The organism is Bacillus sp. JJ675, from assembly GCF_036963165.1.
Lineage (GTDB): Bacteria > Bacillota > Bacilli > Bacillales > Bacillaceae > Bacillus > Bacillus glycinifermentans.
The window spans coordinates 1-24,297 of the sequence record NZ_JBALMR010000009.1; the positions used below are offsets into that span (position 1 = coordinate 1).

The window sequence follows — 24,297 nt, forward strand, 5'->3', positions numbered from 1 at the left end:
AGGACGCCGCCAAGCTGTTATTTTTAACATATCCTTCATCGCGGGGTGGAGCAGTTCGGTAGCTCGTCGGGCTCATAACCCGAAGGTCGCAGGTTCAAATCCTGCCCCCGCAACCAAAAATTACTCATTAAATGAGGAGTGCCCGAAGGGTGCAACCAAAATATCTCATACATATTAAATGGTCCGGTAGTTCAGTTGGTTAGAATGCCTGCCTGTCACGCAGGAGGTCGCGGGTTCGAGTCCCGTCCGGACCGCCATTTGTACACAAACGAAATCATAATGTTTTCGTTTTTTTTTATGCTTTTTTTCAGCTTGGTTCTGCCAAGCTTTCTTTATTGGTGATAATTCGATAAACTATTGTTAGTGTTTTTTATTGCCGCTTTAAGCACTAAAGGAGCATGTTATCTTATGGATGAATTTGAGCTGATACAAAGGATCACGCCGCGCTCTCTTTTTCACAGGGAAATCGAAATCGGTATTGGAGACGATGCCGCTGTTTACGAATCAAAAAAGGGATACCAGGAAATCGTTTGTGTCGATACGATGGTAGACGGTGTTCATTTTCTTTCGTCACATTCAACGCCTGCTGATATCGGGTATAAAGCGTTGGCTGTCAATATTAGCGATATTGCAGCAATGGGGGGAATCCCAAAGTTTTACCTTGTGTCCATCGCTGTTCCGTCAGGCTGGCGCGAAGCCGATATTGAGGCGATGTATGAAGAAATGAACAAACTGGCGAAACTATACCAAATGGATGTAATCGGCGGTGATACGGTATCGACTCATGGACAAATGGTCATTACGGTTACGGTGATCGGTGAAGTCGAAAAAGGAAAAGCGTGTTTGCGAAGCCATGCCAGACCGGGAGATATCGTCTTTGTGACAGGAGAACTTGGTTCATCAGCAGCAGGGCTGTCATTTTTATTGGGAGAACTATCTGCAGAGGATGAGCGTCTCATTGAGCATTTTATTGAGCGGCACAAAAGACCTGTGCCACGTGTCAAAGCCGGTTTGATCTGTTCCCGTTATCAAAGCGTTGCGCTTAACGATATCAGTGACGGACTTGCGAGCGAATTGAATGAAATTGCTGAAGCAAGCCGTGTTTCCATAGACATCTATCAAGATTTGATACCAAGATCTTCGGATTTACATAAGCTGCGTTCAGAATGGGAAGAGTGGGTCTTGTTCGGCGGCGAGGATTTTGAGCTTGTCGGTACGATTTCAAGCGATCAATGGGAGCGATTTGACCGGGAATGCACAAGCTGTGGAGTGCCCGTTTACAAAATCGGCGCAGTCAGCAGATCCGGGGAGGCAAACGTGTTCTATTATCGAGGGCAAGACCGCATTCTCCTTGAGAAAAAAGGCTATAATCATTTTAGACAAGACAGGTGACATAAAGTTGAAAACATTGGAATGGAAAACGACGGAACCCGAAGAGACAAAGAGCATCGCTAAGCTTACGGCGCGCTTTGTTCAGCCAGGGGATGTCATTACATTGGAGGGCGATCTCGGAGCCGGAAAAACGACTTTTACAAAAGGCTTTGCTGAAGGCCTCGGGATTCAGCGGGTTGTCAACAGTCCGACCTTTACGATCATAAAGGAATACCGGGAAGGTGCTCTTCCGCTGTTTCATATGGACGTTTACAGAATGGAAGATGAAACAGAAGACCTCGGTTTGGATGAATATTTTGAAGGGGAAGGGGTCTGCCTTGTCGAATGGGCCCATTTGATCGAAGAGCAGCTTCCCGAAGAACGCCTCGAGGTTGTCATCAAAAGACTCGGCGGAGATGAGCGGAAGCTCACTTTGACGCCAAAAGGCAATCGGTACGAAAAACTTTGCAGGGAGATAAGCGAACATGACGACACTAGCAATTGATACATCTAACCTGACGCTTGGCGTTGCGTTAGTCCGGGACGGAAAGGTAATTGCCGAGCACATATCACACCTGAAAAAAAATCATTCCGTCCGGGCGATGCCTGCGATTGATGAATTGCTTCAGGAGTGCGGCCTGGAGCCTTCTGATCTGAGCAAAATCGCAGTTGCGAAAGGGCCTGGATCTTATACCGGAGTGCGCATCGGCGTCACGATAGCCAAAACGCTGGCCTGGTCGTTGAACATTCCCGCGGCATCAGTTTCGAGCCTGGAAGTGTTAGCCGCCAACGGCCGTTTTTTCTCGGGCGTCATCTGTCCGTTGTTTGATGCAAGGCGTGGACAGGTTTATACAGGATTGTACCGCTATGACGACAATAACAGGCTGGAGACCCTGGAAGGCGATCAAAATATTCTGCTTGAAGATTGGCTGAAAAAGCTGAAAGACATTGAGCAGCAAGTGCTGTTTTTAGGAAATGATACAGATATTCATAAAGATATGATCGAAAAGATGCTCGGTAAGCAGGCGGTGATCGGAGGCGCTTCCCTTCACCTCCCCCGCCCTTCCGAATTGGCCTTGATCGGGGAGCGGAAAGAGCCGGAGCCAACGCACGGCCTTGTGCCAAACTATATCCGTTTGGCAGAAGCGGAAGCCAAATGGCTGGAAAAACAAAAATAGCGGGTGGAGCCATGAATACTCAAATGGTCATACGTGACATGAAATCAAATGATGTCGATCAAGTGTATGAAATCGAAAAACGCTCTTTTTCGTCCCCTTGGAAAAAAGAATCGTTCTATCATGAGCTCCATCACAATATGTATGCTCATTATCTCGTCCTCGAAGTAGAAGAGCAAATCATCGGATACTGCGGGATCTGGATTGTGCTGGATGATGCGCAGATTACGAACATTGCCGTTTTGCCTGAATATCGCGGGCGCCGTTACGGAGAAGAGATTTTAAAAGCCGCCATGAAACTGTGCCTGATGAAAAAAGCAGCTCAGCTTTCTTTAGAGGTGAGGGTGTCGAACCATATCGCCCAAAGCTTATATCGAAAACTCGGTTTTCAGCCGGGGGGAATTCGCAAAAATTATTATACTGATAACGGAGAAGATGCTTTATTAATGTGGGTGAGACTGAATGAATCATAAAAAAGATTTGTATGTATTGGGAATTGAGACAAGCTGTGATGAAACCGCTGCCGCCATCGTAAAAAACGGTAAAGACATTATAACAAACGTTGTAGCGTCGCAAATTGAAAGCCACAAACGTTTTGGAGGGGTCGTTCCGGAAATTGCGTCAAGACACCACGTAGAGCAGATGACGATCGTGCTTGAGGAAGCTTTTTCACAGTCAGGCATGTCTTTTGACGATATTGATGCAATTGCGGTAACTGAAGGCCCCGGGCTTGTCGGCGCATTGCTGATCGGCGTAAACGCAGCGAAAGCACTGAGTTTTGCCCGCAAGATTCCGCTTGTCGGCGTTCACCATATTGCAGGCCATATTTATGCCAACCGGCTTGTCCAAGAGCTTCGCTTTCCGGCGCTTGCTTTAGTCGTCTCAGGCGGGCACACGGAGCTTGTGTATATGAAGGAACACGGTTCATTTGAAGTGATCGGCGAAACGCTCGATGATGCGGCAGGAGAAGCATACGATAAAGTAGCCAGAACGATGGGACTGCCTTATCCGGGAGGGCCTCATATTGATAAGCTCGCGCAAAAAGGCGAAGCCAACGTACCATTGCCGCGGGCCTGGCTTGAAGAGGGCTCATATAACTTCAGCTTCAGCGGCCTTAAATCAGCGGTGATCAACACGCTTCACAATGCCTCGCAAAAAGGGGAAACGATATCGCCGGAGGACTTGTCCGCAAGTTTCCAGGAAAGCGTCATCGACGTGCTCGTAACGAAAACGAAGCGGGCTGCCAAGGCTTACGGAGTCAAACAGGTTATGCTTGCCGGAGGAGTTGCGGCAAACAAGGGGCTTAGAACGGCCCTTGAAGAGACATTTTCCGCATATCCGGACATCGAGCTGCTCATTCCGCCGCTTTCGCTTTGCACAGATAATGCGGCTATGATTGCAGCGGCAGGAACCGTCGCTTTCGAAAAAGGAATCAGGGGAAAATATGATATGAATGGCCAGCCCGGCTTGGAGCTGACATCTTACTAAAAACCTCACACACCGTGAGGTTTTTTTAGTTATTAACAGCTTGTTAACATATATCCACAGGCATGTTAATAATATTAAAAAACCTGTTATATAGAAGTTTTTTTACTTGTTAATAATGTGAATAAATATTATGTTTTTTGTGGATATTGTGGGTAAATCGCTTTCTTTCTTGTAAACAAAGGGTTTGTTTTGTGGATAAAAAAGCCGCTTCATCGATTGAAGCGGCTTTGATCTTTATTCTTCTGTAGAAAGTGCTTCCCATTCGGATAATAAGTGCTCAAGTTCGTTATTCAGGCGCTCGTTTTCGGAGTTGATCTCCTGAACCTTTTCGTGGTCTTGAAAGACGTCGGGTTCGCAGAGCAGCTCCTCATTTTGTTCAATTGTTTCTTCGATGGCCGTGATGCGCGTTTCGATTTCGTCTATGCGGCGCTGCCGCTGCCGCTCTTTTCTCTTCCATTCCTTTTCTTCTTCATAGCTCCGCTTTGTTTTGGCCTTATCTGCATCAGGTTTGCTTTGCTCGTCTGTATTTTGCTTTTCCAGTGCTTTAAGCTCAAGCTGCTGGGCCTTTTTTTCCGTATAATAATCGTAGTCTCCTAAATATTCTTCCACTTTCTCAGGTGAAAGCTCGAATACTTTTGTTGCAATGCGGTTGATAAAATAGCGGTCATGGGACACGAACAAAATCGTTCCCGGATAATCGATCAAAGCATTTTCCAATATTTCTTTGCTGTCCAAGTCAAGATGGTTTGTCGGCTCGTCAAGAATGAGAAAATTGGCTTTTTGAAGCATCAGCTTCGCGAGCGCGAGCCGTGCTTTTTCGCCGCCGCTCAGGGCGTGAACAGGCTTTAAGACATCGTCTCCGGAAAACAGGAAATTCCCGAGGCATGTTCTGATATCTTTCTCATTCATCTCGGGGTAGTCGTCCCAAAGCTCGTCAAGCACGCGCTTGGACGAATGGAGTTCAGCCTGCTCCTGGTCGTAATAGCCGATCGAGACGTGTGAACCGGTTGATATCGTGCCTGTAAGGGGTTTAAGCTTTTGAATCAGCGTTTTTAAAAGGGTTGATTTGCCTACTCCGTTAGGGCCGACAAGGGCCACGCTTTCACCGCGCGAAATTTGAAAATAGAGCGAGCGGAGGAGCGGAGGCTGATCTTGGTAGCTGACCGTCAAATCCTGAACGCGCAGGACGTCGTTTCCGCTTTGCCGGGCAATGTCAAAACGGAAGGAGGCCGATTTTTCGTCGCCGAGCGGTTTATCCATGACGTCCATCCGTTCAAGCTGTTTGCGCCTGCTTTGTGCGCGTTTTGTCGTTGAAGCCCTCGCCAGGTTTCGGTCGACGAAGTCCTGGAGTTTGGCGATTTCATCCTGCTGCTTTTCATACAGTTTCATTTCTTTTTCAAGCTGTTCAGCTTTTAATTTCAGATAATCGCTGTAGTTTCCGATGTATTTTTTGCTCCTGGAGCGGGATATTTCGTACACCTGGGTGACAACCTTATCAAGAAAGTACCTGTCATGGGAGACGATGAGTATCGCTCCGCTGTAGTTTTGCAAATATTGCTCAAGCCAGGTAAGCGTATCGATGTCAAGGTGGTTCGTCGGTTCATCGAGAATGAGCAGGTCAGGTTTGGCCAGTAGCATTTTTCCGAGAGCGAGCCTCGTTTTTTGTCCTCCGCTTAAATCCTGGACGCGCGCGGTGTCGCCGTATCCGGCAAATCCGAGACCATGGATCACGGATCTGACGTCGGCTTCATATTGGTAGCCGCCCTTATCTTTAAATTCCTGCTGCAGTCTGTCGTACGTTTTCATTAACGATTCAAGCTTGTCGGGTGCAGCATGCGCCATCTGCTCTTCGACTGAGCGCATCTCTTTTTCCATCGCTTTCAGATGATCGAATACAGTCAGCAATTCTTCTTTTATTGAAAGCTTTGAATCGAGTCCCGAATGCTGATCAAGGTAGCCGATTGTTAAATCCTTCGGCTTGATGATGTCCCCTTTTTCATAAGAAAGCCTGCCGGCGATAATTTTCAAAAAAGTCGATTTTCCGGCTCCGTTGCGCCCGACGATCGCAATCCGGTCCCGGGATCTGACTTCCAGCTTTATATTCGTTAAAATGGAATCGGCTCCAAACGATTTTGAGAGCTGATTGACTTGTAAAATCATCATGATTTATTTCACCTCTTGTTTGCTATTTTTAGTGTAGCCTATCAGATAGCAGTCAGCAAACAATTAAGCGGAGTCTGGAAGATTTTAACCAAAAGGAAAAGACAGATTGAAAAAAATAGTGTATGATCTTTAGTAAGGAGAGTTTTATAATGATGAACCAATTTACGCATTTTAACGAACAAGGCAGAGCCAAGATGGTTGATATAAGCGAAAAGGAAGCTTCAGTGCGAACTGCTGTAGCTTTCTCAAGCGTGTCTATGAAAAGAGACGTGCATGAAAAAATCAAAAACCAGGAGATGGGGAAAGGCGATGTGCTGGCTGTGGCTCAGGTGGCAGGAATCATGGCGGCAAAACAAACGTCCGACATCATCCCGATGTGCCATCCGATCGCTCTGAAGGGAGTCGACATCGCCTTTCGATGGGAAGAAAAAGACCAGAACAGCATCCTGCATATTCAGTCAACCGTCAAGACAAAAGGGAGCACAGGTGTGGAAATGGAAGCGTTAACGTCAGTTTCCGTATGTGCGCTGACCGTCTATGACATGTGCAAGGCTGCGGATAAGGGAATGGTGATAGGACCGACCTATCTCGCTGAAAAAACAGGCGGGAAAAGCGGTGACTATAAAAGGGAAAAAGCTGATGTAAACATGGAGGATCGTTTATGAACTTGGATCATTCAAAAATTCCGCAAGCGACAGCTAAGCGGCTGCCGCTATACTATCGTTTTTTAAAAAACCTTCATGCATCCGGAAAGCAGCGTGTTTCATCCGCTGAATTGAGCGATGCCGTAAAAGTCGATTCTGCCACGATTCGGAGGGACTTTTCATATTTCGGTGCACTCGGCAAAAAAGGCTACGGCTATAATGTGAATTATTTGCTGTCCTTTTTCAGAAAGACGCTCGACCAGGATGAAATGACAAACGTAACGCTTATCGGCGTAGGAAATTTAGGGACAGCCTTTCTCCATTACAACTTCATTAAAAACAACAATACGAAAATCTCAATGGCTTTCGATATCAATGAAAGCAAAATCGGAAAAGAAGTCGGAGGCGTTCCCGTTTACGATTTAAATGACCTTGAAAAGCATTTGACAAACGATATTCCCGTCGCGATTTTGACGGTCCCGGCCCAGGCCGCCCAACCTATTACGGACAGGCTTGTTGCGCTCGGTATTAAAGGCATTCTCAATTTTACGCCGGCCCGTTTGAATGTGCCGGAACACATTCGAATTCATCATATAGATTTAGCGGTTGAACTTCAGTCATTGGTATATTTTCTGAAGCATTATTCAATGACAGAAGAAAAATGACGGAAAGGGGGAGGCTTTTACATGCCGACAATCGGTCCTGGAAGCTTTATTTTAATCGTTATCTTGGCGATTCTGATTTTCGGTCCGCAAAAACTTCCTGAACTGGGAAAGGCAGCAGGCAAGACGCTAAGGGAGTTTAAAAACGCAACAAGAGGTCTGGCAGACGACGAAAGCGAAAAAAAGAAAGAAGATCAGTAGGATGGGATGACATTGATGAAGGGAAGAGAAATGTCGCTTCTGGAACATATTATTGAACTGCGAAGACGGCTCGTGTTCATTGCCTTCTTTTTTGCCGTTTTTGTCATGGCGGGCTTCTTTTTGGCTAAGCCGATCATTCTTTATTTGCAGCAGACCGATGAAGCGAAACTGCTGACGCTGAACGCGTTTAAACTGACCGATCCGCTCTTGGTATACATGCAGTTCGCTGTCATTATCGGCGCTGTGATGACCTCGCCGCTTGTCTTGTACCAGCTGTGGGCTTTTATCAGCCCGGGGCTGTATGAAAAAGAACGCAAAGTGACGCTAAGCTATATTCCTGTATCGATCATACTTTTTTTAGGCGGCATTGCTTTTTCTTATTTTATTTTATTTCCGTTTGTCGTTGAATTTATGACGAATCTTTCCGATGATCTTAAGGTGAATCAAGTCATCGGGATTTATGAGTATTTTCAGTTTTTAATACAGCTGACGCTTCCTTTCGGCTTATTGTTTCAGATGCCTGTGATCATTATGTTCATTACAAGGCTCGGTTTGGTGACGCCCATGATGTTGGCTAAGATCAGGAAGTATGCATACTTCTTTTTGTTCGTCATCGCGGCGTTCATCACGCCTCCTGATATGTTGTCCGATTTTATGGTGGCAGCGCCTCTTTTGATCCTGTATGAAATCAGCATCATCATTTCGAGAATTTCCTACAGGAAAGCGCAGAAAGCCGTCATTCAGGAAGCCAATCAGGCATTTTTAAAATAAAGGGCCATCTCTTTTTGAGAGAATGGCTCTTTTTCTTTATTTTTTCCGCTTTGAAAGGGCGAACATTTTGAAGGAAATGCTGATGTTATAGGCGGCGAACAGCATCAGGAGAATGGTGTAGAACGACCACATATTCCCCGGAGAGGTCGCTGCCAGATACGTAAACAGCACGCCCGTCAAAAAATACATCACGCCCCAAAACACCGGGCTTCTCATCATAAAAATCCTCCGATAATCAGCTGCACTTTTTCAACCCGTTCCAAATAGTCCTGAATCTGGCCCTGAAACGTCTGCATGATCACGACAAACGTATTCATGGCGACGTGGGCAAAGATCGGCACGATAATCCGGTTTGTCCTGACGTACAAAAAAGCGAATGTGAAGCCCATTGCCGCATAGATTAAAAAGTGTGAGAAATCTATGTGGACAACCGAGAAAAGGACGGAGCTGAACAGAGCAGCGATAAAGAAATTCGTTTTTTCATATATAGCTCCGAAAATGATCTTTCTGAAAATGATTTCTTCCAGAATGGGGCCGAACACAGAAGAGACGATGACCATGAGCGGCAATGCCTGAATCAATTTCATGATCATTTGCGTATTTTCCGACTCGGGATTGGCCCCGAATAGCGTCATTTCAATCATGGCAGCAATTGACTGAGCAAAAATCGCGAGAAAAACGCCGCCGACCGCCCAGGCTACCGATGCCCCAATCGATGCTTTCGGCCTGTTTCGAAGCGTTGTTTTCGGCACTGTCCTTAAAATCAGCAGCACGATGACGAGACAGAGCAAAAAGGCAATGACTGACCATACGCTTGTCAGCGTCAGCTTTGCTTGAACGGGAGTCTGTCCTTTTCCTACGCCGAGCAGGTAAAGCAGAGGCACGCCGACGATGGACGACAATTGCATGAGGACGTATGTCAAAATAATAAACCAGTATTGTTTTCTCAAGCCGTATGTACTCCTTTTCTAGAATCTAAAGCAGACTACATTTATTGTAACACACTCTTATTAAATTATCGGATGGGAAAGGGAAACGGAAACTTGCAAGCGCAAAAATTTTTAGACTTATCACTTGAAATTGCCAGGGAGATTCTTTATTATAAGAATTGTGTTAGCACTCAATGAGTGTGAGTGCTAAAATTACATATGAAAATATTGAGGAGGTTGTTTCATTGTTAAAGCCATTAGGTGATCGCGTTGTCATTGAGCTCGTTGAGTCTGAAGAAAAAACTGCTAGCGGAATCGTACTTCCTGACTCCGCAAAAGAAAAACCCCAAGAGGGTAAAGTAGTTGCTGCCGGTTCAGGCCGTGTATTAGAGAGCGGAGAACGCGTGGCATTAGAAGTAAAAACAGGCGACCGCATCATCTTCTCAAAATATGCCGGTACTGAAGTGAAATATGAAGGTACTGACTACTTAATCCTGCGTGAAAGCGACATTTTAGCTGTTATCGGCTAAGTCTTAAATAAAATCTTTATATAATCCTGAGGAGGTTCGAATCACATGGCAAAAGATATTAAGTTTAGCGAAGAAGCCCGCCGTTCCATGCTGCGCGGTGTAGATGCATTGGCTGATGCTGTAAAGGTAACATTGGGACCTAAAGGACGCAACGTCGTTCTTGAGAAAAAATTCGGTTCTCCGCTTATCACAAACGACGGTGTAACCATCGCGAAAGAAATCGAGCTTGAAGATGCGTTCGAAAACATGGGTGCAAAGCTTGTTGCTGAAGTTGCCAGCAAAACGAACGACGTTGCCGGCGACGGTACGACAACGGCGACTGTTCTTGCTCAAGCGATGATCCGCGAAGGCCTTAAAAACGTAACAGCCGGAGCTAATCCTGTGGGCGTCCGTAAAGGAATCGAGCAGGCTGTTGCAGTAGCGGTAGAAAACCTGAAAGAAATCTCTAAACCGATCGAAGGCAAAGAGTCTATCGCACAAGTTGCTTCTATCTCTGCTGCTGACGAAGAAGTCGGAAGCCTGATCGCCGAAGCGATGGAACGCGTCGGCAACGACGGTGTCATCACGATCGAAGAATCCAAAGGATTCACGACTGAACTTGAAGTTGTTGAAGGTATGCAGTTCGACCGCGGATATGCGTCTCCTTACATGGTGACTGACTCCGATAAGATGGAAGCGGTTCTTGAGAACCCGTATATCCTGGTCACTGACAAAAAAATCACAAACATTCAAGAAATCCTTCCGGTTCTTGAGCAAGTCGTTCAGCAAGGCAAACCATTGCTTCTCATCGCTGAAGACGTTGAAGGCGAAGCTCTTGCAACGCTTGTTGTCAACAAGCTCCGCGGAACATTCAATGCAGTGGCTGTTAAAGCTCCTGGATTCGGCGACCGCCGCAAAGCGATGCTTGAAGACATCTCTATCCTGACAGGTGCCGAAGTGATCACAGAAGATTTAGGCCTTGACCTTAAATCAACTCAAATCAGCCAACTGGGACGCGCTTCTAAAGTCGTCGTTACGAAAGAAAACACGACGATCGTTGAAGGCGCCGGAGATGCTGAGCAAATCGCGGCACGCGTCAACCAAATCCGCGCTCAAGTTGAAGAAACAACTTCTGAATTCGATAAAGAAAAATTACAAGAGCGCCTTGCGAAACTTGCAGGCGGCGTAGCTGTCATCAAAGTCGGCGCTGCGACTGAGACAGAACTGAAAGAACGCAAACTTCGCATCGAAGACGCCCTCAACTCTACTCGCGCTGCGGTAGAAGAAGGAATCGTATCTGGCGGAGGTACAGCTCTTGTCAACGTATACAATAAAGTTGCTGAAATCAACGCTGAAGGCGACGAATTGACTGGTGTGAACATCGTTCTTCGCGCTCTTGAAGAGCCAATCCGTCAAATCGCGCACAATGCAGGCCTTGAAGGATCTGTCATCGTTGAGCGCCTGAAAGGCGAAGAAATCGGAATCGGCTACAACGCTGCAACAGGCGAATGGGTCAACATGATCGAAAAAGGTATCGTAGACCCTACAAAAGTTACACGCTCAGCTCTGCAAAACGCTGCATCAGTAGCGGCAATGTTCCTGACTACTGAAGCAGTCGTTGCCGACAAGCCTGAAGAAAACAAAGGCGGCGGCATGCCTGACATGGGCGGAATGGGCGGAATGGGCGGTATGATGTAATAGGCTTTTAAAAGCTTATTATATCAAGGTTTCCCTACCTCTTGTGGAGTTTTTGCCCACATTTTGCCCACAGTTGACAGATTAAAGTAAGCTTCTCATGAGTTCGCTGAACTTGTGGGAAGCTTCTTTCTTTTTTGGCTTAGTGATATGCAAATAGATATTTTTGGTTGTATCATCATCAGTGTGTCCCAAACGATCCATAATTTGTTCCAGGCTAACCCCTGCTTCAGCCAGCAGAGAGGTATGAGTGTGTCTTAATGAATGTGGGGTTAGTGATGGATTTAAATTGGCAATTTTAAGCAATCTTTTCATACGTATTTCAATTAACTTCACATAAGCCGGATACCCTGCATTTACTTCATCCAATTGAGCAAAAACAAACCCTTCATTATGATACGTCTTACGGTATTTCATTTGCACTTCTTTTTGAGCCTTTCTAAGCTTATCAAGCTCGATCAGGACATCTTTCGTAACATCTATCACGCGTTTAGATTTTTTTGTTTTTGGAGTGAGTAATTCGTATTCTTTTATGGCATTGCGTGGATTGTAATACGTTTTTGTAATGCTTATAGTTTGTTCTTCAAAGTCGATGTCGTTCCATTTTAGAGCACAAAGTTCTCCAGCTCTCATGCCTGTATAGGCAAGCGTAAAGAATATTGGATAGTCACGAATATCCATTTGATGATCCGGGATAATAGAGAGAAAATGTGCAAGTTCTTCTTTCTCTAAATATTTTGGTAATTCTTTTTCTCGCTCTAATTCCTCAACGGTTTTTTGAACTTTCGGGACAATCGCATATTCGGTCGGATCGGTTTTGATCACTTCAAGTTCAATCGCACGTTTAAAGATCATTCTCCCGGTTCGGTGGGCACCGTCGATTGTATTTTCTGCATATCCTCTTGCTTTTAAGTCATTGAGTGCCTCTTGATATTGCTTGCGTGTTATATCTTTCATCTTCAAATACTGAAAATAGTCCATCAAACGACTGATTTCGTGCTTACGAACCCTTATCGTACTTACCTTTACCTTCCCGGTGTTTTCGTACCAGATCAGCCATTCTTTCGCGAACTCTTCGAATGTAATTTCTTTCTCTTCAATATAGGTTCCTTGCAGTAGCTCATATTGGATTCGTTTGGCTTCCTCTTCGGCTTCTGCCTTTGTTCTAAACCCTCCAACTTCCTTTTGTTTACGCTTACCAGTAGTCGGATCAACAATATCATACCGATAGTACCACTTTGCGCCACAGGTGCACCGTTTCTTTTTGCACTTGCAGCCTCGACGCCTAAATGATCCTTTCATTGTTTATCACCCTTTACAACTTTTGTGTGAATTGTATCGCTTGTCCGATGACTCTGGCTGGGTTGTCCGGGGTGATAATAAAAGGGCTGTAATTCGGATTATCCGGCATCAAAATTACCATATCTCCTTGACGCTTAATTCTTTTCAGGGTAGCTTCTGTGTCGCCGTTAACAAGCACGGCAGCTATTGCCCCATTTTCTACTTCCGGTTGTTCGCGCACTAAGACGTATGATCCGTCAGGAATCGTTGGTTCCATGCTTGTCCCTTTTGCCTTTAGATAAAATAGATTACCACTTGGTAGTTGATCGGGAGACTCGTATATATATTCAGTTACATTTTCTTCGGCTAATATCGGTTCACCGCATGCAATTGTTCCGAGTACAGGAACGGGAACGGTTTGTGGTGCTAAAGGAGTAAGATTGGATGGTGCTTCTTCTGTCAATTGAGTACGAGTAATTCCAAAATAATCAGCCATTAATTGAATTTTGTCTGGTCTGGGATATGTTTTCCCTTTAACCCAGTTAGATACGGTCATCTCTGGAATATTTAAATCTCGAGCCATCATAGTTTGTGATATTCCCTTACGTTTTAATTGTTTTTTTAAATTGTTTGCCATGATTTCCTTTAGTTTTTGAATATCAATCATTTTAATTCCTCCTTGTTTTCTTCCTTATTATAGTACCTAAAAACGGTAAGTATGTAAAGGATCAAACTACTTTTTTTCGGTAAAAATAATGTTAAAAGGTATTGACAGTAACTTTTAAAGGTAGTATATTGAGAGCACAGAATAATGAAAGGAGTTGAAAGTGTTGATTAAAATAACTTTAGCTGCAGCTAGGGTGAATGCAGGCCTAAGCCAAGCGCAAGCTGCTAAAGAGATTGGCATAACACCAAAAACTCTTCGGAATTATGAGAAAGGTATTACCGCTATACCTGGATACCGACTTAAGAAAGCCGCAGAAGTTTATGACTTGCCAGAGGACATAATCAAATTACCTATTGTAAATGATGGGGCATATGATGAAGAAGAAAAAAATTTACAGCTAACTACCGTTTAAAGGTACATTTGTATAAAAGGAGATTTGAATACAATGCAAATAATTGATCAATTGCCACCAATACTTACCGTTAAGCAAGTAGCAGAGTTAATGGGATGGCATCCAAATACTGTTTATCAACGTTGCACTTCGGGCGATTTACCAAGTTTCAAAAGCGGAAACAGCAGACGGATACGTCGAGAAGCATACTTGGAATGGATTAAAAAAATGGAAGCTGAAAACTGAAATCCTAGGAGGTCCCATAGATGAAAAATCAATTAGTCTTCAACAAAGAAAATATTGCTGTCACAGACAGTTTGATAATCGCTGAAACGTTTGATAAACAGCATAAAGACGTTTTAAGAGATATTCGTACTCAAATGGACTATGCAGGCGAAGAATTCTCACAGCGCAATTTTGCGCCGTCAAATTATGAAGTACGGGGTAAACAATATCCAAAATACGATCTTACCGAAGATGCATTCACATTGGTTGTGTTCGGCTACAACACGAAAGAAGCTGTTCAAACCAAAATTAAATTCATTCAAGAATTTAAGCGGATGAAAGAATACATCCAGAAACAGCAGCAGCCAAAGGCAATGAATGCAAAAGAAAGCATACTTGCAAACATGAAACTAACCATCCAGCTTAACGATGATGTTGACGGGATGAAGGAAGACATAAAGCAACTTCGTCATGATCTCGATAAAAAATTGACACTCGATTACTCTCAGCAGCAAGCCATGAGGAACGCAGTGAACAAACGTGTGCATAAGCTCTGGAATGAAAATAAGGTCGACAAAACATTCTATGAAACGACCAGAAGAGTTTATGCAGCATTATGGAAGAACCTAAAAGATGCGTACAGAGTAAACGCCTATCCGAACATCCTGCAAAAAGACTTTGAAGAAGCGATGAGCTTCATTGAAGGATGGAGACCGATTTTTAACGGAAATCAATCTGTGTAGGAGGAATAAAAGATGAAAAAAATAGATCAGCTGTTGGAAAAGCAAGACAAACTACTCGAAGAAGTGGAATTTTATTTAGAAGCTTTTCAAAACGAATCACCAATTAGAACTATAGTGACAGATAAAACTACACCAAGCGACTTTTTAAAAGGTGAAAAGCTTGAAGATATAGGTTTTGTTTCTGGGATAGATGAAGAAGGCAACGTAGTTTTTGAACAATTCTGGTCAAACAATAAAATCCTTCAATTCACGCTTAAAGGCGAGCTGGTACTTGATCTGCAACTATTAGTATACAACGAAGAAGAAAACAGCCCAGGAAGAAAACTTTCGCAGGCAATCGGGCTTCTCGAAGAGGCTCTTCGCGTACAAACGGATATTGATGAGCTTGAAAGCAGGAGGGGAGAAAAATGAAAATCAAAACAAAAGAATGGCTTGCTTTAAGTGAGGCGGAACGTTTTATGAAGATTTATCAAGCTTTTGTGAAGAAGCATATCTAGAAATAAAAGGAGAGAGGAAAATGACCAAACAAAATAAATCAACCCCTGCGGCAACAGAGGTTGATAAGAAAACTAATAAATTGGATTTTACTACTTCTGTTTTAACTGCGATTCAATACGTTGAGAAGTATTTTGATAAGCCGTTTCCACTATTATCGGAAAATAATTCGAAACAATATGTTTCGTATGAAGAGCGGAAGCAGAAAGAGCGAATCCACAGGCACCAGAAATAAGTTCTTTAAGGTAATCTTTATCGGATAAATTTTTCTTGTCTGCTTCATCAAAGACATGTTGTAAACCATCTTGTAATGCTGTTATTGCGATATCCATAGCATCCTTTTGAATCAATTCCATATCATTTTCTAGTTGTTCAATGGGTGCAAAGTCGCTTTTATCAAGTTTCATAGTTTCACCTCCTGTCTTATACAGGGACATTATACCAAAAAGGAGGAGCAATCATGTTTTTAGTTGGCCATGTATGGCTACATAACCAAATTCATGTCGTAATCAGTGAATCTGTCCATACGCATAATCAGGCTTTGTACAGGTTAATGCAGCAGGGCGGCTCAATCATCCAAAATGAGTGCAAAAACAATGCTCTCGGCTCTGTGATCGTGAACGGAAAAAAATCAGTTTGGCCTTTAACCAAGACGGAAGGACTGAGAGCAAATGGCTGAGGTCAAATGGATTAAGCTAAGTACGCAAATGTTTGAAGACGAAAAAATCAAGTTAATCGAGCAAATGCCTGAGGCGGACACCATTTTGATTATATGGGTTAAGCTGCTGTCCCAGGCTGGGAAAACGAATGCGTCAGGATACATCTACCTAAGCAAAAATATCCCGTATACGGAAGAAATGTTGGCGACTATTTTCAATCGGCCGTTACCGATCGTAAGAATGGCGTTACAGACATTTCAGCGGTTCGGCATGATTGAGATAGATGAACACAACTTCATTAGTATTTCGAACTGGGAAAAGCATCAGAATGTCGAGGGCATGGACCGGGTTCGAAAACTCAACGCCGAACGAAACAAGAGATACAGGGAAAGAAAAAAACAATTGCAGCTTACTTCTCCTAAAAACGAAAGTGACGTTAGCGTGACGTCACGTGACGGTACAGATATAGATAAAGAATTAGATAAAGATATAGATAAAGAAAATAATATATTGTCGAGTAAACTCGACGACGCATCTTCTTCTAAAAACGAAAAGGATGAGATTCCTTACAAATTGATCATTGATCTGCTGAACAAAGTGGCGGGTACACGATACCGATATACCACAGAAAAAACAAAAAAAGACATCAAAGCACGCTGGAACGAAGGTTTTCGTTTTGAAGACTTCAAGCATGTCATTCTTGTAAAAACAGAGGAATGGCTCAATGATCCTGCTATGAATAAGTTTTTACGCCCTCAAACATTGTTCGGTACAAAATTTGAATCTTACCTAAACCAAAAAGGAGGAGCAACGCATGGAGGATTTCACAAAGGAGCAAGCGGCCGCAGTCAAGGGCGAAATATCTCGGAGGATGACATTCCATACTGATGAGAACGGAAAGCCTGTCTATTGTAACAAGCATACAAGGATCATCGGCGGAGAAGAAAAGCCTTATCCGGTTCAACTTATGAAACTCCGAGACGGCTCAATAAAATGTCCCATGTGCGAACGAGAACAGCGAAACAAGGAAATCGAGCGTGAAGCCGAGATATGGCGCCGTCAGATAGAGAGGAGGGTTCTTTCTACACACTCACTTATTGCTGATCCAACTCTGGAAAAGGCAACGTTCGAAACATATCACTGTTACAACAAAGAGGATGAACAGAACAAACACCGGATGCTTGAACTGGTTGACCAGATCAAAGCGGGCGTAATCATGAACATATTTCTAACCGGTGTGTCCAATGCTGGCAAAAGTCATCTGGCAATATCAGCGCTTAAAGAACTGAACAAAAAGAGTCAAGAAGAATATGCAAAATCAGCCCTTTTTGTTAATAGTGACGCACTCATGCGGCGCATAAAAAATTCTTTCAACGATGATTCTGAAAAGCTTACGGAGTCCAAGGCGATCGAACTGCTTACACGAGTCGATTACCTCGTCATCGACGACTTGGGGAGCGAAGTGGGAGATACAGACAATGAGAAGCGAACGGCACCCGATTTCATTCAAAGAGTTTGGTATGGGGTATCTACTGGGCGTCAAGGCAAGGTGACTATAGTTACAACAAATCTTACTGGGATTGCTTTAGCAAAGCTATATGACAAGAAGACTGTCAACCGTCTTACAGCCCATCTTGAAAAAATTGAATTTAAAGAGAAACAAAAAAACAAAGGGCGTAAGACACCAGCTTTTCAAGGAGGTGGTAACTGGTGAAAGACAGCAAATTGAAACCGATCATGCCAGGTGTGTGGGGGCATGTGAAAACCAATAAAACACCCGAGGAACTTAAACAAGGATTGCAGGAACTTGAAATGAAGCTCGAAAACCTGCTGACCTATTGGTCAAATGTACGGAGGGATAACGCATGAAACATGGTAAGAGACCAACGCGCGCGCAAAAGCAAATTATCAAAAAGAACGGTTTAAACCCGGAGAACTGGCTTATATCAAAGAATCTACAGCATGAGCAAATATTGATCATCGTTCATCGTCACACCGGGACCGTGCGGGAGTGTTGGGCATGAAAATGGCTGCCCGCGCTGATCGTTTAGAAATTGCACTTGATAACTTGAATTATGAATGGTCATATGTCCAGCTATGTAAAGTGATAGATTACTGGTACGACGGCAAGTCATTGTATGACGCTGCCGATCTTCTGAAAAGAAACCCGGACGAGCTTTTAATTCTGATTGTGGACCTTGCAAAAAGAACCATTCTGCCGCACCGGAGAAACGGAATAGGGCCGAATGAGAGAATATGTATTTTCCCATCGAGAATGAAAGCCAAAAAGAATGGGTTGCGGCAGCTTTTCGATGACAGCCCTGTGTATATCCCGTTCTTAGACAATAATTTCATTTGGTATAACAGTGACATTCTTAAATTCAGAGCTTTGTGGAATAACGGCCAGTCTATTATCAAAATGGCAAAAGTCTTTAAGAGAGAGATTGAAGAAGTTTTATTCCTTGTGATCGATCAGGGGAACAAGGAAATGATTCGGCCGCGAAATGGGGGACTTTTAGGTGCGGAAGCGTCAGAAAACGAAAAAAGGCAGTTCAGGCTTATCGTTTGATAAAGCGTCTTTACAACAACTTTTAGTCATTATCAGGTTTGAATCTTGTCCCAAGCATTTGAAAAATGCTGCTATGAAAAATCTTTTGAAGAGGTGAAATCTGCATGACAGAGCAGGAGCGTTTGGAAAAAATCGAATGGATTAATTTGATTGAAAGATACGGCAAGGAGTCGCTTAAGCAGAAGAGCGATGAGGAAATTGAAAAGCTTTATAACTTGGCAATGCTCAGGCAAACGGATGATGTGTTTGCATAAAAAAACCAGAGCTATTAAAAGCCCCGGAAAATAAAAACTCAGCACTTTTATTTTAACACGGGGGTGCTACTGGTGAACAGTCCTAAAGAGATCAACGTCAATCAAGATTTATCAAGCAAAATTCAAAACGGGAAGGTCACTGTCATCGTTTTAGATGGCCTAAACGGAACGGCATATGAAGCAGAGGCACCGGAGCATGGGAAAACGATTGTCGAAACGTTTAAAGGCGGCTTTTCCCGGATTCATCTTGAATCATCATTCAAATTCAATTAATAGCAGGGGTTTTCCCCTGCGGGGGAGTGAACGACATGAACAAAAATTATCATGTAATTGCAAAATCAATCACCTTTAATTCAGAAACCTATGAGCTTGGTCAAATATATAATCCGCCAGGCTTCAAAAAGCCGGCCAAAGTCATAAATATTGTGGACAACCGTGGAGCTTGGTCGCATAAAGAGGGCGGCTTTGAGATTCGGTTTGATACAGGGGATAAATTAAGGATTTACTCAAATGATGTGATCATACATTGGGAGCCGATGGGCGGTGAGAAGGAATGAACAATATCAAGATTCGTTACACATTCAGACACAAAGGCAGCGGCAACATTGAAATGAAATGGTATAACATCGATGGCGATTCATTCGTTACGGAGGGTACGGCAGCAGAGTACAAGGAAAAGATCGGATGGGAGGCGGCGGAATAAACAAATGAAAAGTATTGAATTATTCGCTGGTATAGGGGGGATTGCACTTGCTGCAGAATGGGCTGGTATTGAAACAGTTGCCTTTTGTGAGCGAGAACCATTTTGTCAGAAGGTACTACAAAAAAACTTTCCCGGTGTCCCTATCTTTGATGATGTGTGCACCTTAAATAGACAGCTTTTAGAGGAAAAAGGAGTGATCGAACCTGGTGGAACAGTTGACATTATTTCCGGAGGATTCCCTTGCCAGCCTTACAGTATTGCCGGGAAGCGAAAAGGCAAGGAAGATGACCGCGACCTCTGGCCGGAAATGTTTAGGATCATCAAAGAACTCAGGCCCACTTGGGTTGTTGGTGAAAACGTTGCTAACTTCGCCAATATGGAGCTCGACCGCACGTTATTTGACCTGGAAAGTGCAGGTTACAAAGGGCAATCGTTTATTATACCGGCTTGTGCCGTCGACGCCAAACATAGAAGAGATAGAACATTCGTTGTTGCCTACTCCGACCACAAGGGACAGCAGGCCGGGGGATGCCAAGAATCGTCAAGGCGGTCGTTCCTTGGTCGATTCGGTGATGTGGCCGACACCAAGAGCAAACGATGCGGAGAAGAGGGGGAACATAAATCCTTACGACAAGAGGAATGGACTTCCCGCGGCTGTGAGGCTTTTTCCGACCCCGACAGCGCGGGATTGGAAGGGACGAACTGGTCCGAATTGGAATCATCAAACCTTGCCGGATGCCGTTCTATGGCCGACTCCGAGAACAAAGGGCATGTGCGGCGGAACCGGGTCATTCCAAACGATGATCGATCTGCAGGAAAAAGGGGTTATCACCGAAGAGGAGCGAAAACAGATGACGGCGGGCAACGGTGGGCAGCTGAACCCGACGTGGGTCGAGTGGCTAATGGGATTCCCAATCGGGTGGACAGAATTAAAGGATTAGGAAATGCTGTGGTGCCTCAGCAGATTTTCCCAATCTTTAAAGCGATTATGGAACAGGAGGCGGCAAGATGCCAAGATCACCTTTAATCTGGTTCGGTGGCAAGGCCAAATATGCCGAACACATCATTAACAAAATGCCTGCCCATAAGGTTTATGTTGAGCCTTTTGGCGGCGCGGCTCATGTTATAGCAAACAAGCCGAAAATTTCGCATGAAGTGTACAACGATATTGACGGAAATGTGGTCAATTTTCTAATGCAAGTCAGAAAGGATCCGAAGAAGATGCAGAAGGCTTGCGAGTCCATCCCGTACAGCAGAGCGCTCTATGAAAAGTGGAAATCTGAGAATTATCCAATAGACGATTTTGACCGGGCTGTCCGGTGGTTCTATATGAATCGCTCTGGGATCAGTAAGGGAAACGCGGATAACGTGCCGCAAACTGGATGGCGACACAGTACAAAAAGCGGGCAGAATCCGGCGGGCGGCTACATAAGTGCCTGTACAGCATTCCAATCATTTGCCAATCGTATGAAGGGTGTCATGATTGAATGTCAGGATTTCCGCAAGATTATTGAAAAATACGATAGCTCGGAAACTCTCTTTTACGTTGATCCTCCGTATGTTGGCCGAGAAAAGTTTTATGCCGGCGGATTTACGGAGCAGGATCACCGGGATCTGGCGCGGTTGCTGAATCAAGTGAAAGGAAAAGTGGTTCTCTCCTATTACGACGATCCTTTGATACTCGAGCTCTATCCGAATTGGGAGAGAGAAACATTTTCGGCATATAAGCAGGTTGTCGGTGGATCCGGAAAAGGGAACTGGGCCGAAGAAATGTTGCTGTTCAATTATAAAATCACTCAGCTCAGTTTATTTGATTAGGAGGCGCAGCTGGCGCCGGGAAGGTGAGGAAATGGATAAATTAAGCGAAATCAAAGAACGATTTAATGGTGATGAAATAGAACGTGATGATGTTGAATGGCTTATCGAACAGGCTGAAAAGGCCAAACAATACAAGATCGCATTAGAAAATATAAGTGATATTTTAGACGGTCAAAATGTTACTGAATTGATTGAACAACTAGCATATGAACTTGGCCACTCTGGAATTTATGATAAGGATTAATAATGCAGTACACCAAAACAATGGCCGGAGCCGGGAAGGAGAAATGTTATGACACAGGATTACAAACCGTTTCTGCGGCAAGCCATCGATATTTTTGATCAAAAGTATGGAGTGAACGGCAGATTATACCTAATGTTCTGGCTGCAAGAAAATTTGATGAAAACCGTCGGCGGACGGAAATAGAATAATGTCCTAGATGGAATGCCTGCGGACACTGAACTTACAGCATATTGCTGTTTGTTTGGTGTCCGTTTTTTATTTGTCCCGGTTGCAGTTTAGTGAAAGGAGAAACAGACATGAAACCCAACAAAAGAAAACGTCCTGAAAAAGCGCAGGAGCGCTCTGAGCGCTTTTGGAGAGAGATTATGGGGCAAAACAAGCAGATTCTTAAACGAGGCAAAGGCGGCGCTTATAAGCGCAAATAAAAGGAGGAATAAACCATGCTATTTCAATTACCCGAAATCGATAGAGAAGCGACGAAAAAGAAAATTGAAGCCATATTGGATAATTACAGAGTGGTTCTCTTGCAAGTTCCAGATGATCTGCTGCCAAAGGTCACGGCAGGATTCAACCTCGTGCCGCCGTCAAATACAAACGCGTTTCATTCATCTACGGAGGATATGGCTATCAAAAGAGTCGAAATGGAAAAAGAGCGAAATGCCTTTCTGGCAAAAGTTCAAAAGGCCGTGAATCGCTTGCCGGCCAATGAACGGCAGATCATTATCATGAGGTATATGTCCCAAGATCACCGTTTTGATTATGAAGTTTACAACGAAATAGGGATGAGCTCACGCACATACTTCCGGATAAAATCACGCGCTTTTTATAACCTGGCTTTTGCATTGAAAGAGGAAGTGTACGTGAAGGGAAGTGCTTCATAATGAATTTTGTGCAGCCTATCAGGGACAAGGACCAGATTTATTATATTAAGAAATTCCTGAGAGAACGGAGTGAAAGAAACTATCTGCTTTTCGTCACCGGCATAAACTCGGGCTTGCGTATATCCGATTTACTTCGTTTAAGAGTCCGCGACGCCAAACGAATGTATATCGATTTACGCGAGAAGAAAACTGGCAAGCAGAAACGGATCAAAATAAATAAGGCACTAAAAAAGGCTCTGGCCGACTATATTAAAGATAGAGATGACCAGGAATTTTTATTTAAGAGCCGCGAAGGACTAAATAAACCGATCAGCAGAAGCACGGCATACAACATATTGAAAGAGGCGGCGGAATACGTCGGGCTTGATGGGATCGGCACCCACACCATGAGGAAAACGTTCGGTTACTGGCATTATAAAAAATTCAAAGACGTGGCCCTCTTGCAAGAGATATTCAACCATTCCAGCCCTGACGTTACGCTTCGATATATCGGGATCACTCAAGACACAATGGACCAAACAATGGACTCATTCAGCTTGTAAGCTCATCTGTCTTCAAAACGGATGAGTTTTTTTCTGCCTATTTTAACGAACTAACCATAATGAGAAAGTGTCCAACTCATTTTGACAAAATGGCTTGAAACTATGCAGGACAAAGGGTTCCGCGTTTCTGTGAATTGGACACAATATAAGATATGGCTAATTCGTGGATAATGTGGATAAATAAAACCTCTTGCATGGTATAATGTAGAAAAAAATTGAAGGAGCCGATCAATTATGTCTGACTTCATAACAGGAAAACAAATGGATTCTATCAGAAAAATTCAGCTTTCAGACAGCCAGTACAAACTTTATTCCGGTTTAAAAAAGGAACTGAAACTTACTGATAATCAAGTCATGAATATGACATGGGGCGAACTAAAAGAGAACTTGCAGAGGAGGCAAAGCAGAGGCATGACAGCAAAATGATTTTGGCACAATTTTGGCGCAACGTTGGCACTCTGTTTTGTTTTAGTTCGGTTAATATGGTAATAGGTCAAAAAACGAAAGTGAAATTAAAAAAAGAGCAACCGGCTGGCTGCTCTTTTGTCTTATGATCTAGGATTTTTGTATATACCAAGATGTTCTTTAATAGCATCTTGAAGAAGATGCGAATAATTAATTTTATGCTCTTTTGCAATGTCGTCCATCCAGCGCGGGATAGTTAATGTTTTCTTAACTGCCGCATTCTCCATTTCATGACGGAAAGGCGGCATCCATGTTTCGATTAATACGATGCTTTGGCTATCTTCTGTTTCGATATCTTTTGAAGATGTCGGCTGAGGAATTTCATCACCATCTTGTTCAAGGCCATATAGATGGAGTGCCATAGCTTCTTTAGCCATTGTTAGAGCTTCTTCATCCGTATCACCACAAGTGATGCATCCAGGCAGATCAGGAAAAGTAACTGTGATTCCGTCATCGTCGTAATCGAAAAGGGCTGGATAAATGTAACGATCTTTTTTCATAATCTATAACCCCTTTATATTTAAATTTTTATGATAGTTCCTTTACAAGCAGGGCTATTCAAGCCCCGCCTGTTTAAGGATTGATTTTACTGTTTTCTTTGGGAAGTCTTTCTTAGGATGTGGGATGGTAACCGTTCCGGGTTTTGTTGGATGTTTAAACTGATGATGACTACCTTTTACCCTTACTTGGTACCAACCATCTTGCTCAATTTTCTTGATTAGCTCTCTTGAATTCATTTGATGGTTACCATC

Annotated in this window: 41 protein-coding genes and 2 tRNA genes; 35 read left to right on the plus strand and 8 right to left on the minus strand. The window is 43.7% G+C overall.

Features of this window, described 5'->3' with window-relative positions; all coding sequences use genetic code 11:
* Window positions 1–39: 39 nt before the first annotated feature.
* From V7126_RS02230 to tsaD, 7 genes are all read left to right on the plus strand, one after another.
* Window positions 40–116, plus strand: a tRNA-Met gene (locus V7126_RS02230).
* Window positions 117–180: 64 nt separating this feature from the next.
* Window positions 181–257 (plus strand) — tRNA-Asp (locus V7126_RS02235).
* A 151-nt stretch (window positions 258–408) separates the two neighbouring features.
* Window positions 409–1,392: a thiamine-phosphate kinase gene (gene thiL, locus V7126_RS02240; RefSeq protein ID WP_046132033.1), complete on the plus strand. Its 984-nt coding sequence runs from the start codon at window positions 409–411 to the stop codon at window positions 1,390–1,392.
* A gap of 7 nt (window positions 1,393–1,399) precedes the next feature.
* Window positions 1,400–1,876 carry a tRNA (adenosine(37)-N6)-threonylcarbamoyltransferase complex ATPase subunit type 1 TsaE gene (tsaE, locus tag V7126_RS02245; RefSeq protein ID WP_046132032.1) on the plus strand — a complete coding sequence of 159 codons (477 nt, stop codon included), beginning with the start codon at window positions 1,400–1,402 and terminating at the stop codon, window positions 1,874–1,876.
* On the plus strand, window positions 1,857–2,549 hold the full coding sequence (gene tsaB, locus V7126_RS02250; RefSeq protein WP_175075835.1) for a tRNA (adenosine(37)-N6)-threonylcarbamoyltransferase complex dimerization subunit type 1 TsaB: 693 nt from the start codon (window positions 1,857–1,859) through the stop codon (window positions 2,547–2,549). The genes tsaE and tsaB overlap by 20 nt, the downstream gene beginning before the upstream one ends.
* An 11-nt stretch (window positions 2,550–2,560) precedes the next feature.
* Complete coding sequence (gene rimI, locus V7126_RS02255; RefSeq protein WP_175075836.1) at window positions 2,561–3,019, plus strand: ribosomal protein S18-alanine N-acetyltransferase; 459 nt, start codon at window positions 2,561–2,563, stop codon at window positions 3,017–3,019.
* Entirely contained in the window at window positions 3,009–4,034 is a 1,026-nt protein-coding gene (gene tsaD, locus V7126_RS02260) for a tRNA (adenosine(37)-N6)-threonylcarbamoyltransferase complex transferase subunit TsaD (RefSeq protein ID WP_046132030.1), read from the plus strand. The genes rimI and tsaD overlap by 11 nt, the downstream gene beginning before the upstream one ends.
* Window positions 4,035–4,268: 234 nt before the next feature.
* On the opposite strand, the gene V7126_RS02265 is transcribed toward tsaD, so the two are convergent.
* A complete protein-coding gene (locus V7126_RS02265) occupies window positions 4,269–6,197 on the minus strand; it encodes an ABC-F family ATP-binding cassette domain-containing protein (protein WP_046132029.1) in 1,929 nt (642 codons plus the stop codon).
* 152 nt (window positions 6,198–6,349) lie between these two features.
* On the opposite strand from V7126_RS02265, the gene moaC reads away from it, so the two are divergent.
* From moaC to tatC, 4 genes are read left to right on the plus strand one after another with little or no spacing between them, the layout of a single operon-like run.
* Complete coding sequence (moaC, locus tag V7126_RS02270; protein WP_046132144.1) at window positions 6,350–6,862, plus strand: cyclic pyranopterin monophosphate synthase MoaC; 513 nt, start codon at window positions 6,350–6,352, stop codon at window positions 6,860–6,862.
* Window positions 6,859–7,506, plus strand: coding sequence for a redox-sensing transcriptional repressor Rex (locus tag V7126_RS02275; protein ID WP_046132028.1), 648 nt, complete (start codon window positions 6,859–6,861; stop codon window positions 7,504–7,506). The genes moaC and V7126_RS02275 overlap by 4 nt, the downstream gene beginning before the upstream one ends.
* Window positions 7,507–7,527: 21 nt before the next feature.
* The gene (locus tag V7126_RS02280; RefSeq protein WP_046132027.1) at window positions 7,528–7,704 is read left to right on the plus strand and encodes a twin-arginine translocase TatA/TatE family subunit; all 177 of its coding nucleotides are present in this window, start codon (window positions 7,528–7,530) and stop codon (window positions 7,702–7,704) included.
* A 6-nt stretch (window positions 7,705–7,710) separates the two neighbouring features.
* On the plus strand, window positions 7,711–8,475 hold the full coding sequence (gene tatC, locus V7126_RS02285) for a twin-arginine translocase subunit TatC (RefSeq protein WP_099047017.1): 765 nt from the start codon (window positions 7,711–7,713) through the stop codon (window positions 8,473–8,475).
* Between the two features lie 36 nt (window positions 8,476–8,511).
* Here tatC and V7126_RS02290 read toward each other — a convergent pair whose 3' ends face one another.
* Both V7126_RS02290 and V7126_RS02295 read right to left on the minus strand, forming a co-directional pair.
* Window positions 8,512–8,691, minus strand: a complete 180-nt coding sequence (locus V7126_RS02290) for a YdiK family protein (protein WP_046132142.1) — start codon at window positions 8,689–8,691, stop codon at window positions 8,512–8,514.
* Window positions 8,691–9,425 (minus strand): CPBP family intramembrane glutamic endopeptidase, encoded by a 735-nt coding sequence (locus V7126_RS02295; RefSeq protein ID WP_046132026.1) that lies wholly within the window; start codon window positions 9,423–9,425, stop codon window positions 8,691–8,693. The genes V7126_RS02290 and V7126_RS02295 overlap by 1 nt, the downstream gene beginning before the upstream one ends.
* A gap of 224 nt (window positions 9,426–9,649) precedes the next feature.
* Between V7126_RS02295 and groES the strand changes: the two genes are divergently transcribed.
* Both groES and groL read left to right on the plus strand, forming a co-directional pair.
* Window positions 9,650–9,934 (plus strand): co-chaperone GroES, encoded by a 285-nt coding sequence (gene groES, locus V7126_RS02300; RefSeq protein ID WP_003179248.1) that lies wholly within the window; start codon window positions 9,650–9,652, stop codon window positions 9,932–9,934.
* 45 nt (window positions 9,935–9,979) lie between these two features.
* Window positions 9,980–11,611, plus strand: a complete 1,632-nt coding sequence (gene groL / locus V7126_RS02305) for a chaperonin GroEL (protein WP_046132025.1) — start codon at window positions 9,980–9,982, stop codon at window positions 11,609–11,611.
* An 81-nt stretch (window positions 11,612–11,692) separates the two neighbouring features.
* Here the strand turns inward: groL and V7126_RS02310 are convergent, their stop codons facing one another.
* Both V7126_RS02310 and V7126_RS02315 read right to left on the minus strand, forming a co-directional pair.
* The gene (locus V7126_RS02310) at window positions 11,693–12,910 is read right to left on the minus strand and encodes a site-specific integrase (RefSeq protein WP_335496424.1); all 1,218 of its coding nucleotides are present in this window, start codon (window positions 12,908–12,910) and stop codon (window positions 11,693–11,695) included.
* A gap of 13 nt (window positions 12,911–12,923) precedes the next feature.
* Window positions 12,924–13,556: a LexA family protein gene (locus V7126_RS02315; RefSeq protein ID WP_043054092.1), complete on the minus strand. Its 633-nt coding sequence runs from the start codon at window positions 13,554–13,556 to the stop codon at window positions 12,924–12,926.
* 163 nt (window positions 13,557–13,719) lie between these two features.
* Here V7126_RS02315 and V7126_RS02320 point away from each other — a divergent pair, with 163 nt between their 5' ends.
* Genes V7126_RS02320 through V7126_RS02335 form a run of 4 tightly spaced genes read left to right on the plus strand, consistent with a single transcriptional unit; the run spans window position 13,720 to window position 15,326 of the window.
* Window positions 13,720–13,968 (plus strand): helix-turn-helix domain-containing protein, encoded by a 249-nt coding sequence (locus V7126_RS02320; RefSeq protein WP_043054093.1) that lies wholly within the window; start codon window positions 13,720–13,722, stop codon window positions 13,966–13,968.
* Between the two features lie 33 nt (window positions 13,969–14,001).
* Entirely contained in the window at window positions 14,002–14,193 is a 192-nt protein-coding gene (locus V7126_RS02325) for a helix-turn-helix domain-containing protein (RefSeq protein WP_335496428.1), read from the plus strand.
* Between the two features lie 20 nt (window positions 14,194–14,213).
* Window positions 14,214–14,915 carry a Rha family transcriptional regulator gene (locus tag V7126_RS02330; RefSeq protein ID WP_335496430.1) on the plus strand — a complete coding sequence of 234 codons (702 nt, stop codon included), beginning with the start codon at window positions 14,214–14,216 and terminating at the stop codon, window positions 14,913–14,915.
* A gap of 12 nt (window positions 14,916–14,927) precedes the next feature.
* On the plus strand, window positions 14,928–15,326 hold the full coding sequence (locus tag V7126_RS02335) for a hypothetical protein (RefSeq protein WP_048356484.1): 399 nt from the start codon (window positions 14,928–14,930) through the stop codon (window positions 15,324–15,326).
* Between the two features lie 176 nt (window positions 15,327–15,502).
* Here the strand turns inward: V7126_RS02335 and V7126_RS02340 are convergent, their stop codons facing one another.
* Window positions 15,503–15,817, minus strand: a complete 315-nt coding sequence (locus tag V7126_RS02340; protein WP_335496434.1) for a hypothetical protein — start codon at window positions 15,815–15,817, stop codon at window positions 15,503–15,505.
* Between the two features lie 53 nt (window positions 15,818–15,870).
* Here V7126_RS02340 and V7126_RS02345 point away from each other — a divergent pair, with 53 nt between their 5' ends.
* The 18 genes from V7126_RS02345 (at window position 15,871) to V7126_RS02425 (ending at window position 23,506) form a co-directional block, all read left to right on the plus strand.
* Window positions 15,871–16,089, plus strand: a complete 219-nt coding sequence (locus V7126_RS02345) for a hypothetical protein (RefSeq protein ID WP_335496437.1) — start codon at window positions 15,871–15,873, stop codon at window positions 16,087–16,089.
* Entirely contained in the window at window positions 16,082–16,957 is an 876-nt protein-coding gene (locus tag V7126_RS02350; protein WP_335496440.1) for a phage replisome organizer N-terminal domain-containing protein, read from the plus strand. Before V7126_RS02345 ends, V7126_RS02350 begins: the two co-directional genes overlap by 8 nt.
* Window positions 16,941–17,783, plus strand: a complete 843-nt coding sequence (locus V7126_RS02355) for an ATP-binding protein (RefSeq protein ID WP_335496626.1) — start codon at window positions 16,941–16,943, stop codon at window positions 17,781–17,783. Before V7126_RS02350 ends, V7126_RS02355 begins: the two co-directional genes overlap by 17 nt.
* Complete coding sequence (locus V7126_RS02360; protein WP_335496443.1) at window positions 17,780–17,938, plus strand: hypothetical protein; 159 nt, start codon at window positions 17,780–17,782, stop codon at window positions 17,936–17,938. The genes V7126_RS02355 and V7126_RS02360 overlap by 4 nt, the downstream gene beginning before the upstream one ends.
* Window positions 17,935–18,093: a DUF6906 family protein gene (locus tag V7126_RS24010; protein ID WP_438823786.1), complete on the plus strand. Its 159-nt coding sequence runs from the start codon at window positions 17,935–17,937 to the stop codon at window positions 18,091–18,093. Before V7126_RS02360 ends, V7126_RS24010 begins: the two co-directional genes overlap by 4 nt.
* Window positions 18,090–18,638 (plus strand): hypothetical protein, encoded by a 549-nt coding sequence (locus V7126_RS02365; RefSeq protein ID WP_335496446.1) that lies wholly within the window; start codon window positions 18,090–18,092, stop codon window positions 18,636–18,638. Before V7126_RS24010 ends, V7126_RS02365 begins: the two co-directional genes overlap by 4 nt.
* Before the next feature lie 104 nt (window positions 18,639–18,742).
* Window positions 18,743–18,892: a BH0509 family protein gene (locus tag V7126_RS02370; protein ID WP_128748284.1), complete on the plus strand. Its 150-nt coding sequence runs from the start codon at window positions 18,743–18,745 to the stop codon at window positions 18,890–18,892.
* 72 nt (window positions 18,893–18,964) lie between these two features.
* On the plus strand, window positions 18,965–19,165 hold the full coding sequence (locus V7126_RS02375; RefSeq protein ID WP_048356489.1) for an XtrA/YqaO family protein: 201 nt from the start codon (window positions 18,965–18,967) through the stop codon (window positions 19,163–19,165).
* Between the two features lie 35 nt (window positions 19,166–19,200).
* A complete protein-coding gene (locus V7126_RS02380; protein ID WP_335496450.1) occupies window positions 19,201–19,449 on the plus strand; it encodes a hypothetical protein in 249 nt (82 codons plus the stop codon).
* Window positions 19,446–19,595, plus strand: coding sequence for a hypothetical protein (locus tag V7126_RS02385; protein WP_335496453.1), 150 nt, complete (start codon window positions 19,446–19,448; stop codon window positions 19,593–19,595). The genes V7126_RS02380 and V7126_RS02385 overlap by 4 nt, the downstream gene beginning before the upstream one ends.
* Window positions 19,596–19,599: 4 nt before the next feature.
* Window positions 19,600–20,622: a DNA cytosine methyltransferase gene (locus V7126_RS02390; protein ID WP_335496456.1), complete on the plus strand. Its 1,023-nt coding sequence runs from the start codon at window positions 19,600–19,602 to the stop codon at window positions 20,620–20,622.
* The gene (locus V7126_RS02395; protein ID WP_335496458.1) at window positions 20,604–21,413 is read left to right on the plus strand and encodes a DNA adenine methylase; all 810 of its coding nucleotides are present in this window, start codon (window positions 20,604–20,606) and stop codon (window positions 21,411–21,413) included. Before V7126_RS02390 ends, V7126_RS02395 begins: the two co-directional genes overlap by 19 nt.
* Before the next feature lie 31 nt (window positions 21,414–21,444).
* The gene (locus V7126_RS02400) at window positions 21,445–21,657 is read left to right on the plus strand and encodes a hypothetical protein (RefSeq protein ID WP_335496460.1); all 213 of its coding nucleotides are present in this window, start codon (window positions 21,445–21,447) and stop codon (window positions 21,655–21,657) included.
* 48 nt (window positions 21,658–21,705) lie between these two features.
* Complete coding sequence (locus V7126_RS02405) at window positions 21,706–21,840, plus strand: hypothetical protein (RefSeq protein WP_268372350.1); 135 nt, start codon at window positions 21,706–21,708, stop codon at window positions 21,838–21,840.
* A 113-nt stretch (window positions 21,841–21,953) separates the two neighbouring features.
* Window positions 21,954–22,082, plus strand: a complete 129-nt coding sequence (locus tag V7126_RS02410; protein WP_099047076.1) for a hypothetical protein — start codon at window positions 21,954–21,956, stop codon at window positions 22,080–22,082.
* A 15-nt stretch (window positions 22,083–22,097) separates the two neighbouring features.
* On the plus strand, window positions 22,098–22,538 hold the full coding sequence (locus V7126_RS02415) for an ArpU family phage packaging/lysis transcriptional regulator (RefSeq protein ID WP_309539821.1): 441 nt from the start codon (window positions 22,098–22,100) through the stop codon (window positions 22,536–22,538).
* On the plus strand, window positions 22,538–23,080 hold the full coding sequence (locus V7126_RS02420; RefSeq protein WP_326290290.1) for a site-specific integrase: 543 nt from the start codon (window positions 22,538–22,540) through the stop codon (window positions 23,078–23,080). The genes V7126_RS02415 and V7126_RS02420 overlap by 1 nt, the downstream gene beginning before the upstream one ends.
* Before the next feature lie 234 nt (window positions 23,081–23,314).
* On the plus strand, window positions 23,315–23,506 hold the full coding sequence (locus V7126_RS02425) for a hypothetical protein (RefSeq protein ID WP_335496468.1): 192 nt from the start codon (window positions 23,315–23,317) through the stop codon (window positions 23,504–23,506).
* 122 nt (window positions 23,507–23,628) lie between these two features.
* Here the strand turns inward: V7126_RS02425 and V7126_RS02430 are convergent, their stop codons facing one another.
* Together V7126_RS02430 and V7126_RS02435 are read right to left on the minus strand one after the other, a co-directional pair.
* Window positions 23,629–24,045, minus strand: a complete 417-nt coding sequence (locus V7126_RS02430; RefSeq protein WP_043054106.1) for a type II toxin-antitoxin system HicB family antitoxin — start codon at window positions 24,043–24,045, stop codon at window positions 23,629–23,631.
* Window positions 24,046–24,099: 54 nt separating this feature from the next.
* The gene (locus tag V7126_RS02435; protein WP_043054107.1) at window positions 24,100–24,282 is read right to left on the minus strand and encodes a type II toxin-antitoxin system HicA family toxin; all 183 of its coding nucleotides are present in this window, start codon (window positions 24,280–24,282) and stop codon (window positions 24,100–24,102) included.
* Between the last annotated feature and the right edge of the window lie 15 nt (window positions 24,283–24,297).

Excerpts from the sequence above, each read along its gene's own strand:
- thiL (WP_046132033.1), top strand. The coding sequence starts at position 409 with ATGGATGAATTTGAGCTGATACAAAGGATCACGCCGCGCTCTCTTTTT.
- tsaB (WP_175075835.1), top strand. The coding sequence starts at position 1,857 with ATGACGACACTAGCAATTGATACATCTAACCTGACGCTTGGCGTTGCG.
- rimI (WP_175075836.1), top strand. The coding sequence starts at position 2,561 with ATGAATACTCAAATGGTCATACGTGACATGAAATCAAATGATGTCGAT.
- tsaD (WP_046132030.1), top strand. The coding sequence starts at position 3,009 with ATGAATCATAAAAAAGATTTGTATGTATTGGGAATTGAGACAAGCTGT.
- V7126_RS02265 (WP_046132029.1), bottom strand. The coding sequence starts at position 6,197 with ATGATGATTTTACAAGTCAATCAGCTCTCAAAATCGTTTGGAGCCGAT.
- moaC (WP_046132144.1), top strand. The coding sequence starts at position 6,350 with ATGAACCAATTTACGCATTTTAACGAACAAGGCAGAGCCAAGATGGTT.
- V7126_RS02275 (WP_046132028.1), top strand. The coding sequence starts at position 6,859 with ATGAACTTGGATCATTCAAAAATTCCGCAAGCGACAGCTAAGCGGCTG.
- V7126_RS02280 (WP_046132027.1), top strand. The coding sequence starts at position 7,528 with ATGCCGACAATCGGTCCTGGAAGCTTTATTTTAATCGTTATCTTGGCG.
- tatC (WP_099047017.1), top strand. The coding sequence starts at position 7,711 with ATGACATTGATGAAGGGAAGAGAAATGTCGCTTCTGGAACATATTATT.
- V7126_RS02290 (WP_046132142.1), bottom strand. The coding sequence starts at position 8,691 with ATGAGAAGCCCGGTGTTTTGGGGCGTGATGTATTTTTTGACGGGCGTG.
- groL (WP_046132025.1), top strand. The coding sequence starts at position 9,980 with ATGGCAAAAGATATTAAGTTTAGCGAAGAAGCCCGCCGTTCCATGCTG.
- V7126_RS02310 (WP_335496424.1), bottom strand. The coding sequence starts at position 12,910 with ATGAAAGGATCATTTAGGCGTCGAGGCTGCAAGTGCAAAAAGAAACGG.
- V7126_RS02315 (WP_043054092.1), bottom strand. The coding sequence starts at position 13,556 with ATGATTGATATTCAAAAACTAAAGGAAATCATGGCAAACAATTTAAAA.
- V7126_RS02325 (WP_335496428.1), top strand. The coding sequence starts at position 14,002 with ATGCAAATAATTGATCAATTGCCACCAATACTTACCGTTAAGCAAGTA.
- V7126_RS02330 (WP_335496430.1), top strand. The coding sequence starts at position 14,214 with ATGAAAAATCAATTAGTCTTCAACAAAGAAAATATTGCTGTCACAGAC.
- V7126_RS02335 (WP_048356484.1), top strand. The coding sequence starts at position 14,928 with ATGAAAAAAATAGATCAGCTGTTGGAAAAGCAAGACAAACTACTCGAA.
- V7126_RS02340 (WP_335496434.1), bottom strand. The coding sequence starts at position 15,817 with ATGAAACTTGATAAAAGCGACTTTGCACCCATTGAACAACTAGAAAAT.
- V7126_RS02345 (WP_335496437.1), top strand. The coding sequence starts at position 15,871 with ATGTTTTTAGTTGGCCATGTATGGCTACATAACCAAATTCATGTCGTA.
- V7126_RS02350 (WP_335496440.1), top strand. The coding sequence starts at position 16,082 with ATGGCTGAGGTCAAATGGATTAAGCTAAGTACGCAAATGTTTGAAGAC.
- V7126_RS02355 (WP_335496626.1), top strand. The coding sequence starts at position 16,941 with ATGACATTCCATACTGATGAGAACGGAAAGCCTGTCTATTGTAACAAG.
- V7126_RS24010 (WP_438823786.1), top strand. The coding sequence starts at position 17,935 with ATGAAACATGGTAAGAGACCAACGCGCGCGCAAAAGCAAATTATCAAA.
- V7126_RS02365 (WP_335496446.1), top strand. The coding sequence starts at position 18,090 with ATGAAAATGGCTGCCCGCGCTGATCGTTTAGAAATTGCACTTGATAAC.
- V7126_RS02370 (WP_128748284.1), top strand. The coding sequence starts at position 18,743 with ATGACAGAGCAGGAGCGTTTGGAAAAAATCGAATGGATTAATTTGATT.
- V7126_RS02380 (WP_335496450.1), top strand. The coding sequence starts at position 19,201 with ATGAACAAAAATTATCATGTAATTGCAAAATCAATCACCTTTAATTCA.
- V7126_RS02385 (WP_335496453.1), top strand. The coding sequence starts at position 19,446 with ATGAACAATATCAAGATTCGTTACACATTCAGACACAAAGGCAGCGGC.
- V7126_RS02390 (WP_335496456.1), top strand. The coding sequence starts at position 19,600 with ATGAAAAGTATTGAATTATTCGCTGGTATAGGGGGGATTGCACTTGCT.
- V7126_RS02395 (WP_335496458.1), top strand. The coding sequence starts at position 20,604 with ATGCCAAGATCACCTTTAATCTGGTTCGGTGGCAAGGCCAAATATGCC.
- V7126_RS02400 (WP_335496460.1), top strand. The coding sequence starts at position 21,445 with ATGGATAAATTAAGCGAAATCAAAGAACGATTTAATGGTGATGAAATA.
- V7126_RS02405 (WP_268372350.1), top strand. The coding sequence starts at position 21,706 with ATGACACAGGATTACAAACCGTTTCTGCGGCAAGCCATCGATATTTTT.
- V7126_RS02410 (WP_099047076.1), top strand. The coding sequence starts at position 21,954 with ATGAAACCCAACAAAAGAAAACGTCCTGAAAAAGCGCAGGAGCGCTCT.
- V7126_RS02415 (WP_309539821.1), top strand. The coding sequence starts at position 22,098 with ATGCTATTTCAATTACCCGAAATCGATAGAGAAGCGACGAAAAAGAAA.
- V7126_RS02420 (WP_326290290.1), top strand. The coding sequence starts at position 22,538 with ATGAATTTTGTGCAGCCTATCAGGGACAAGGACCAGATTTATTATATT.
- V7126_RS02425 (WP_335496468.1), top strand. The coding sequence starts at position 23,315 with ATGTCTGACTTCATAACAGGAAAACAAATGGATTCTATCAGAAAAATT.
- V7126_RS02430 (WP_043054106.1), bottom strand. The coding sequence starts at position 24,045 with ATGAAAAAAGATCGTTACATTTATCCAGCCCTTTTCGATTACGACGAT.
- V7126_RS02435 (WP_043054107.1), bottom strand. The coding sequence starts at position 24,282 with ATGAATTCAAGAGAGCTAATCAAGAAAATTGAGCAAGATGGTTGGTAC.